The 8758-nt window shown below is 40.5% G+C and carries 9 protein-coding genes and 1 tRNA gene; 7 read left to right on the forward strand and 3 right to left on the reverse strand.

Annotation, left to right across the window (positions count from 1 at the left end; all coding sequences use genetic code 11):
* Positions 1-106 precede the first annotated feature (106 nt).
* The 3 genes from LA313_RS14815 to LA313_RS14825 all read right to left on the reverse strand — a co-directional run bounded on the left by LA313_RS14815 (position 107) and on the right by LA313_RS14825 (position 895).
* Positions 107-388 carry a GIY-YIG nuclease family protein gene (locus LA313_RS14815; RefSeq protein WP_228916359.1) on the reverse strand — a complete coding sequence of 94 codons (282 nt, stop codon included), beginning with the start codon at positions 386-388 and terminating at the stop codon, positions 107-109.
* Between the two features lie 96 nt (positions 389-484).
* Entirely contained in the window at positions 485-766 is a 282-nt protein-coding gene (locus LA313_RS14820; protein WP_228916361.1) for a GIY-YIG nuclease family protein, read from the reverse strand.
* A 56-nt stretch (positions 767-822) separates the two neighbouring features.
* A tRNA-Phe gene (locus LA313_RS14825) sits at positions 823-895 on the reverse strand.
* A gap of 119 nt (positions 896-1014) precedes the next feature.
* On the opposite strand from LA313_RS14825, the gene LA313_RS14830 reads away from it, so the two are divergent.
* The 7 genes from LA313_RS14830 (at position 1015) to LA313_RS14860 (ending at position 8665) form a co-directional block, all read left to right on the forward strand.
* On the forward strand, positions 1015-1746 hold the full coding sequence (locus LA313_RS14830) for a type III pantothenate kinase (RefSeq protein WP_228916363.1): 732 nt from the start codon (positions 1015-1017) through the stop codon (positions 1744-1746).
* A complete protein-coding gene (locus LA313_RS14835; protein WP_228916365.1) occupies positions 1743-2990 on the forward strand; it encodes an outer membrane beta-barrel protein in 1248 nt (415 codons plus the stop codon). The genes LA313_RS14830 and LA313_RS14835 overlap by 4 nt, the downstream gene beginning before the upstream one ends.
* 34 nt (positions 2991-3024) lie before the next feature.
* Positions 3025-4398 carry a hypothetical protein gene (locus LA313_RS14840; protein WP_228916367.1) on the forward strand — a complete coding sequence of 458 codons (1374 nt, stop codon included), beginning with the start codon at positions 3025-3027 and terminating at the stop codon, positions 4396-4398.
* A 1-nt stretch (position 4399) separates the two neighbouring features.
* The gene (gene lptC / locus LA313_RS14845; protein WP_228916369.1) at positions 4400-4966 is read left to right on the forward strand and encodes an LPS export ABC transporter periplasmic protein LptC; all 567 of its coding nucleotides are present in this window, start codon (positions 4400-4402) and stop codon (positions 4964-4966) included.
* A complete protein-coding gene (locus LA313_RS14850) occupies positions 4963-5154 on the forward strand; it encodes a hypothetical protein (protein ID WP_228916371.1) in 192 nt (63 codons plus the stop codon). Before lptC ends, LA313_RS14850 begins: the two co-directional genes overlap by 4 nt.
* A gap of 5 nt (positions 5155-5159) precedes the next feature.
* Positions 5160-6446, forward strand: coding sequence for a hemolysin family protein (locus LA313_RS14855; RefSeq protein WP_228916374.1), 1287 nt, complete (start codon positions 5160-5162; stop codon positions 6444-6446).
* Between the two features lie 98 nt (positions 6447-6544).
* On the forward strand, positions 6545-8665 hold the full coding sequence (locus LA313_RS14860) for a peptidylprolyl isomerase (protein ID WP_228916376.1): 2121 nt from the start codon (positions 6545-6547) through the stop codon (positions 8663-8665).
* Positions 8666-8758: the final 93 nt, after the last annotated feature.

The following is an 8758-nucleotide window of genomic DNA, read 5'->3' on the forward strand; positions in this document are numbered from 1 at the left end:
TTTTTTCTTTCCTTATGATAATAAAAAAAGCCCCTTCCTGAAAAAGAAGGGGCTTCTACTTTGCTTGTGGTGCCTCCAGCCCCGAAGCGTCGGGGAGCCAGGGACACTATTTGGTGGAGAGAATCTCATTTAATATTTCAGGACGATCAATTATTTTTTTTATAAATTTTCTGCTTTTCATTCTTTTGATGTAGCGTTCCAGGTAAACTGCATCCTTTTTTGTTTCACACTTGAATATGAGTCTGATTTCCCAGTCTGAGGCAGCTTTAGTAAAAGCTTTTAAGTATTTATGACTATTATGAAGCTCCAATCTCGCCGGCACATTAATTGACTCTCCGGTGTAATATTTATCGGCTTTTGGACTGTATACAACGTAAAGAAAATGCATATTAAACCTATAAGAAAAGCCCCCTCTTTTTCAAGAAGGGGCTTCTGCTTTGCTTGTGGTGCCTCCAGCCCCGAAGCGTCGGGGGAACCAGGGACACTATCTGGTGGAGAGAATCTCATTTAATATTTCGGGACGATCAATTATTTTTTTTATAAATTTTCTGCTTTTCATTCTTTTGATGTAGCGTTCCAGGTAAACTGCATCCTTTTTAGTTTCACACTTGAATATGAGTCTGATTTCCCAGTCTGAGGCAGCTTTAGCAAAAGCTTTTAAGTATTTATGACTATTATGAAGCTTCAATCTCGCCGGAACATTAATTGACTCTCCGGTGTAATATTTATCGGCTTTTGGACTGTATACAACGTAAAGAAAATGCATATTAAACCTATAAGAAAAGCCCCCTCTTTTTCAAGAAGGGGCTTCTGCTTTGCTTGTGGTGCCTCCAGGAATCGAACCAGGGACACAAGGATTTTCAGTCCTTTGCTCTACCAACTGAGCTAAGGCACCAGTGCTTAAAGCGGCTTACCTTGTAGTAAGCGGGTGCAAATATATATTCAAATTTAATATCTCACAAAGGAAAATGAAAAAAAATGCTTTTGTATTTTAGCTTTTTCAAGAACTCTCTCATGAACCTCATTGTAGATATTGGTAATAGCATCGCAAAACTAGCTGTATTCCAGCAGGATGAAATCCTTAAGAAAACTTCGGCCGACAAACTCTCGCTGAATAAAAATATTTCTGAAATCTTTCACCAATACCCCGAAATTTTAAAAGTTGTGGTCTCTAACGTGTCTTCAGCTAAATGGGAGCTCCCGCCGAATTTAAAGAATGAGGTGCAAGTGATCGAGCTTTGCGCAGAAACCTCCCTTCCTTTTAAAAATAATTACGGCACTCCTAAAACCCTTGGTAATGATCGAAAAGCACTAATTGCGGCAGCGGTAAAGCATTATCCACAGCAAAATGTCCTGGTTATCGATGCTGGAACCTGCATTACTTATGATTTTAAGACGGCTGGAGATGAATATTTGGGAGGTGGAATTTCTCCCGGGTTAAAAATGCGATTTTTGGCTCTAAATAATTTTACCGCAAATCTTCCGTTAGTAGAGGCAGGAGAAGGACATGAGCTCATTGGAAATTCGACGGCTTCCTCAATAATTTCGGGCGTAGTGAATGGTACTATTATGGAAATTGAAGGCATTATTAATAAGTATAGAAAAAATTATACAAATTTAATATGCATAATTACAGGAGGAGATGCAACTTTCTTGTCTGGAAACTTAAAAAATGGCATATTTGCGAACTCCAATTTCTTGTTGGAGGGTTTAAATTATATTCTCGAATTTAATATCGATCAATGACAAAACGATTGTTAGTAATCGTATTCATTTTATTTTCAGTGATTACGACCGCTCAGGAGCGAACTTCCTCACCTTATTCTTTCTACGGTCTGGGTCTGAATACCTTTAAAGGAACCGTAGAAAACAGATCAATGGGTGGTCTTAGCATTTTATCAGACAGTATTCATGTCAACCTTCAAAATCCCGCAGCTTTGGGAAGGCTTGGATTGACTACATATACGGTTGGATTGAGTAATACTTCGGTTGAAATGAAGACCCAGGACCAAAGTGAAAGTAATAATACCACCTCCCTGGATTATCTTGCCGTAGGAATACCTGCGGGAAAATTAGGTTTCGCCTTTGGGCTGGTGCCTTATTCTGCTGTGGGATATAATATTTTTGATATGGACCGGGAAGGCGGAGTAGCCAACAGGTACTCAGGAAAAGGAGGTATCAACCAGGTTTTTCTCGCCGCAGGTTATGCAATCACGCCTAATATTAATCTTGGTGCAGAAGCCAGCTATAACTTTGGGAATATTCAAAATAAGAGCATTTTCATACAGGAGGATGTGCAGCTTGGATCTCGTGAAATTAACCGTAGTGATCTTTACGGTTTTACTTATAAGATTGGACTTGATTATGAGAGAATGCTTTCTGAAAAGTTACAGTTTAAAATGGGTGCTCATTACACCCCCGAAACTACTTTAGAGGCAGAAAATATGGGAGAGATTGCTACTTTGTTCTTAGGGGCTGAAGGCCAGGAGATCACCATAGATACACGGGATATAGATATTCCTGATTCCGATTTTGTGATACCCTCCAGTCTTGGCGTAGGTGCTGGTATAGGACAACCCAAAAAATGGTTTGTAGGAGCAGAGTATGTGACGACAGCTGCAGGAGACTATAGCAATAGGGCTTTTACGATTGAAGGAGCTTCTTTTGAGCAGGCAGCAAAATATAAAATTGGGGGGTATTATATTCCCAATTATAATTCCCTGACAAACTATTTCAACCGTATTGTTTATCGTGGTGGACTTCGTATGGAGGAGACCGGGCTTCATCTTAACGGGGAATCCATCAATGAGTTTGGCATAGCTTTTGGTTTAGGACTACCAGCAGGAAGGATGTTAACCAATATAAACCTGGGGCTTGAGTATGGACAGCGCGGTACCACAAGTTCGGGGTTAATCCAGGAAAACTACTTTAATGCTATGATAAGCTTCTCGTTAAACGACAAATGGTTTATCAAAAGAAGATTTGAATAATCACAAACTATTAATCAGGAATAAAACTTATACTATGAAAACCAAGGTTATACTATTTCTTTCGGGGGTTCTCCTAAGTACAGGAGCCTTGCAGGCACAGGCTAACCAGGAGTGTGCGACAACTGCAGCTCTTGCGTATAGCGACGCAAAAGCAAAAAACTATGATGCTGCCTGGACCAGGATCCAAACCCTTAGAGAGGAATGCCCCGCATACCATATAGCTACTTATCAGTATGGAGAGAGAATATTAAAAGACCGTCTGGATAAGGCGGCGTCCGATGCTGAAAAAAAAGAAATCGCACAGGACCTTATTAATATATATAATGAGCGTTTGCAGCATTTCCCTTCAAAAACAGATGCCGGTGAGGTTAAAGCCGATATTGCACAGCTGTCTTTTGATGTGAAATTAGGTACTTCTGAAGATCAATTCGAGGCTTTTGATGAAGCTTTTAAGCAGAATCCTAACAGCCTAAACGCAAAATCTTTATATACTTACTTCTACCTGTTGGTAGAGCTTCAGGATGCCGGTAAAAAGGATCTTCAGGATGTATTTGACAAATATGATGTTGTTATTGCAAAACTTGAAGAGCAGGAGAATGAAACAGCCCAGTCTTTGGCAGAGCTTATAGAAAAGCAGGAGGCCGGAGAGGAGCTTAGTGCAAAAGAAAAAACCAGACTTAATGCATATGAAAAAAACCTGGTGGCTTATAGTGCTGTTAAAGGAAGTATCAATGCAAAATTAGGTCAGCGTGCAGACTGTGATAACCTTATCCCGCTTTACAGCAAGGATTTTGAGGCTAAGAAAGGTGATACCGAATGGTTGAAGCGTGTGAACAGCAGGTTATCTGCCAAAGATTGTACAGAAGATCCACTATTTGTAAAAGTGTCTGAAGCTTTACACGAATTGGAGCCATCTGCAAGTTCTGCATATTCTTTAGGGCAGTTAGCTGAATCTAAAGGAAACACAGCTAAAGCAATGGAATACTATAACCAGGCTGCCGAGTTACAAAAAGATCCTTCGGTAAGAGCGAATATCTATTACAGAATTGCAAATAACCTGAAGTCTAAAGGTCAATTTGGACAGGCAAGAAATATGTATAGAAAAGCAATTAGTGCAAAGCCATCACTTGGTAGAGCTTATTTGCAAATTGCCAATATGATAGCGCAGAGCGCGAACAATTGTGGAGATACAGCATTTGAAAAGAGAGCTGTTTACTGGAAAGCTGCCGAGTATGCAGATAGAGCTGCGAGAGTAGATCCATCAATAAGTGGAACTGCGAATGAAACTGCGAATGCTTACAGAGGTAGAGCTCCGCAGCGAAGCGATATCTTCCAGAACGATATGCAGGGTAAAACCATCAATATTGGTTGCTGGATTGGTGAAAGCGTACGGGTACCTAACTTGTAATATGAATTTCACATACAGGAATATTTTTAAAGGCATTGTCACAACCCTTGTTGTGACAATGCTTTTTTCTTGTGAGGGCAATTTGAAAGGGGTGCAGCAAATGGAGATCCCCGAAGATGCACCTCAATCCATTGGTACAGGTATTAATTTGAAATATATAGATTCCGGTAAGGTAGTGGCTACTTTAAAAAGTGAAACCATGAGGGATTATTCCAATAAGTTGTTTCCTTACAGAGAGTTTCCCGATGGTCTTGTGGTGGAATTCTTCGATGAGAATCAAAAGAAAAACACAGTTACCGCCAACTATGGAATCGTTTATAACGAAACAGGACTTATAGATTTGCAGGGAGATGTTGTGGTTGTTACCAGTGACAGCACACAGCTCATGGCCGATCAACTTTACTGGGACCAGGCCAGAAACTGGGTCTTTACAGATCATCCTAACACAATAAGGTTTAAAAACGGGGCACTCAATGAAGGTCAGGGCTTTGATAGTAATCAGGAATTCAGTAATTTCCGGTCAAGGTCTAATGTGGGAGTGCAAATTTTAGAAGAAGACAAACAATGATGAAATTTTCGAAGTTTTTTGAATTTGCCTATCTGGCAGCGGCTGCGTTTTTTCTTTACGAAGCTATTATGATTTGGGATGAGCAGCGCAATCAGGCTTACCTTTTCCTTGTTTTTGTTGCGATAGGAATTTTTATGTTCTTCTTTAGAAGGCACTTCAGGCACAAATACGGTAACAGGAAGAAATAGGTTCTATGGCCTTTGAAATTATTATCATTTTGTGTTCTCTTGTTCTTTCCGCATTTTTTTCGGGGATGGAGATCGCCTACGTATCGGCCAACAAGATACATGTGGAGATTGAAAAGAAACAGAATGACTTTTTAGCCCGGATCCTTACCAGGCTCACCCGTAAACCTTCCAAGTTTATTGCCACCATGCTGGTAGGGAATAACATTGCCTTGGTGATATACGGATTTTTTATGGGCGATTTGTTGATGAAGTGGTTGGCACCCGGGAATTTTACAAATGAGATCGTGGTGTACCTGCTTACAGATCTTAGCCTTATTACCCAAACAATTATTTCCACGCTTATCATCCTGCTTACTGCGGAATTTCTTCCCAAAGTATTTTTTCAGATATACGCCAACTTTCTTCTGAAGTTCTTTGCTGTGCCAGCATACCTGTTTTATATTCTCTTCAGTTTTATTTCATCCTTTGTGATCTGGATATCAGATCTTGTGCTGAAGAATTTTTTTAAAACACAGGGAGATGAGGTGCAACTGGCATTTACAAAAGTTGAGCTGGGAAATTATATTTCTGAACAAATGGATAAGGTGGAACATGACCAGGAGGTTGATTCCGAAATCCAGATATTTCAGAATGCACTGGAATTTTCTGAAGTAAAATCCCGGGAAGTAATGATCCCAAGAACAGAGATCGTGGCTGTCGATATCACTACAGATCCACGGGAGCTGGTAGAGACTTTTACTGCCACGGGTCTTTCAAAAATCCTGGTGTATAGGGAGAATATTGATGATATTATAGGGTATATCCACTCTTTTGAACTTTTCAAAAAGCCGCCTACAATAAAATCGATTCTGCTGCCTGTAGTCTTTGTGCCCGAAACCATGCTGGTAAAAGATGTGCTCAATATTCTTATTAAAAAAAGAAAGAGTATAGCGGTGGTCATCGATGAATATGGGGGTACAAGTGGGATGATGACAGTAGAGGATATTGTGGAGGAGCTGTTTGGGGAGATCGAAGATGAGCATGACCCTGTAATTCTCATTGAAGAAAAACTGGACGAGAATAAATACCTTTTTGCAGCCCGCCTGGAAGTAGATTATCTCAATGAGAATTACAAGCTGGAAATTCCCATTGGAGAAAATTATGAAACTTTGGGAGGATATATTCTTGACCACACCGAAGAAATTCCGCCAAAGGACGGAGTCGTTGAAATAGATAATTTTACCTTCCATATCAAGGAAGTTTCCAACACAAGAATCGAACTTGTGGAGGTCATGGTGAACCCCCAGGATTAATTTTTAGCTTTTCCCCACATTTAGAAGATTTATAGTTTTTTTAATAAACCTAAAAACGTTATTTTCGCCCCCTATATTTTAGAATTAACAATTAGACAATGGCAGTATTAAATTCAATAAGGAAACGTTCGGTCTTCCTAATCGTGATCATTGCTTTAGCACTTTTCTCGTTCGTATTAGCCGATGTAATTAGGAACGGAGGGATGGTTTCCCAAAAATCCCAAAATACCATTGCCACCATTAACGGTGAGGATATTGAAAGGGAGCAATTCGCAAGGCAGGTAGAATCTTTTCAGAGGAACATGGGGCAAAACGCCACAACCTCTCAGGCGGTAGCCCAGGTTTGGGAAATGAACGTGCGAAGAGCACTAATGCAGGAGCAGTTTGAGGAGCTTGGTATTCGTGTTGAGGAAGCGCAGGTGAAAGAAATGATGAGGAGAGAACTTGCAAACAATCCTAATTTCACTAACGAAGCAGGAGTATTTGATGAAGCTAAATTAAGAGAGTATGTGGCGACTATACAGTCAACTTCTCCGCAGGCATACCAGCAGTGGTTAGATTACGAAAATAATCTTGCAGAAGCTGCCAGAGAGCAGATCTACTTAAATCTTGTTAAAGCAGGAGTAGGCGCTACGCTTCTTGAAGGAGAGCAGGCATACAAGTTCACCAGTGATAATCTTGATATGGAATTTGTTCAAATTCCATACTCTACGGTTGATGATTCGGAAGTAGAAGTTTCTAAAGCTGAAATTCGTGATTATGTAAAGTCTCATCCGGGTCAATTCAAAACCGAAGCTACACGTGACATCCAGTATGTTCTTTACGAAGAAACTCCTTCTGTTGAAGATGAGAACGAAGTAAAAACAGAACTTCTTGGACTTCTTAATGACAAGGTGGAATTCAATGCTGCAACCAACGCCAATGATACGGTAGAAGGATTTGCAACTACAGCAGATTATGAAACTTTGATCAATGAAAGATCTGATGAAAAATTCCAGGACAGGTTTGTATTTAAGAACCAGTTGCCTGCAGAGCATGCCGATTCTCTTTTCAATCTTAATGATGGAGAAGTTTACGGTCCTTTTAAATACAATGGATCATGGAGACTGGCCAGAGTAGTGGAAACTGCGCAAATGCCCGACTCTGCAAAGGCGAGACATATTCTTGTTTCATGGCAGGGTTCTCCGGTAGGTGGACAGGTAACCAGAAGTAAAGACCAGGCAAAGCAATTGGCCGATAGTCTTGCTAATGTTGTAAAAGCCGACAGAGAAAAATTTGCCGAAATGGCTTCTCAATTCTCAGCTGACGCTTCAAATAAGGAAGACGCCGGTGAATTGGATTGGTTTACACCGGGAGCAATGGTTCCTCCATTTAACGATTTTGTATTTACCAATAACGAAGGTACAATTGGAGTAGTTGAAACTCAGTTTGGTTATCATGTGATCCACATTCAGGAGCAAACCGAAAAGGAAAAAGCTGTTAAACTTGCAACTGTTTCACGAGCTATCCAGCCTTCAGAAAATACCTCAAATAATTTATATGCTGAAGTAACCAAGTTTGAACTTGCAGCAAAAGATGGTGACTTTAGCGAACTGGCTAAAGAGAGTGGAAAAGAAGTAAGGCCGGTAAAGGAAATCCAGGAGCTGGAAGAAAATATCCCTGGTATTGGTGCGCAGAGAAGAGTTGTGCAGTGGGCATTCGAAGATGATGTGGAAGTAGGTGATGTTAAAAGATTTGAAGTTCCTTCAGGTTATGTGGTTGCACAGGTAACTGCTGTTAATAAAGGAGGATTAAAGTCTGCAGAAGCGGCTTCTTCAACTGTTATTCCAATCCTTCAGAAACAAAAGAAAGCTGAAATAATTAAATCGAAAATATCTGGAGATAACCTTGAAGCAATTGCGCAAAATCAAGGGGTACAGGTAAACACAGCAAATGCAGTGAACCGTAACAGTCCAACTCTTCCGGGAGTGGGAAGTGAGCCAAAAGTAGTGGGAACTGCCTTTGGACTTGACAGCGGTGAAACAAGCAGCCCGGTAGCAGGTGAAAAAGGAGTTTTTGTTGTGAAGGTAGTTCAAAAGACCGATGCGCCTCAAATGGAATCTTACAGACCATATGCTGCGAGAGAAGCTTCTGCACGCAGGGTAACTGTGAACACCGAAGTTTTTGAAGCTCTTAAAGAAGCTGCAGACATAGAAGATAATCGTGCAAGGTTCTACTAGAGATCTGCCGAAAAATCATAAAAAGAGGCTGTCTGAAAAGGCAGCCTTTTTTTTGTATAAATAGGAGGAGCTGCTTATTTTTAGTATATGAGC

Origin of the sequence: Salinimicrobium sediminilitoris (assembly GCF_020866905.1) — a bacterium.
Taxonomy (GTDB): Bacteria; Bacteroidota; Bacteroidia; order Flavobacteriales; family Flavobacteriaceae; genus Salinimicrobium; species Salinimicrobium sediminilitoris.

Coding starts and splice junctions, on each gene's coding strand:
- LA313_RS14820 (WP_228916361.1), bottom strand. CDS start 766: ATGCATTTTCTTTACGTTGTATACAGTCCAAAAGCCGATAAATATTAC.
- LA313_RS14815 (WP_228916359.1), bottom strand. CDS start 388: ATGCATTTTCTTTACGTTGTATACAGTCCAAAAGCCGATAAATATTAC.
- LA313_RS14840 (WP_228916367.1), top strand. CDS start 3,025: ATGAAAACCAAGGTTATACTATTTCTTTCGGGGGTTCTCCTAAGTACA.
- LA313_RS14835 (WP_228916365.1), top strand. CDS start 1,743: ATGACAAAACGATTGTTAGTAATCGTATTCATTTTATTTTCAGTGATT.
- lptC (WP_228916369.1), top strand. CDS start 4,400: ATGAATTTCACATACAGGAATATTTTTAAAGGCATTGTCACAACCCTT.
- LA313_RS14855 (WP_228916374.1), top strand. CDS start 5,160: ATGGCCTTTGAAATTATTATCATTTTGTGTTCTCTTGTTCTTTCCGCA.
- LA313_RS14850 (WP_228916371.1), top strand. CDS start 4,963: ATGATGAAATTTTCGAAGTTTTTTGAATTTGCCTATCTGGCAGCGGCT.
- LA313_RS14830 (WP_228916363.1), top strand. CDS start 1,015: ATGAACCTCATTGTAGATATTGGTAATAGCATCGCAAAACTAGCTGTA.
- LA313_RS14860 (WP_228916376.1), top strand. CDS start 6,545: ATGGCAGTATTAAATTCAATAAGGAAACGTTCGGTCTTCCTAATCGTG.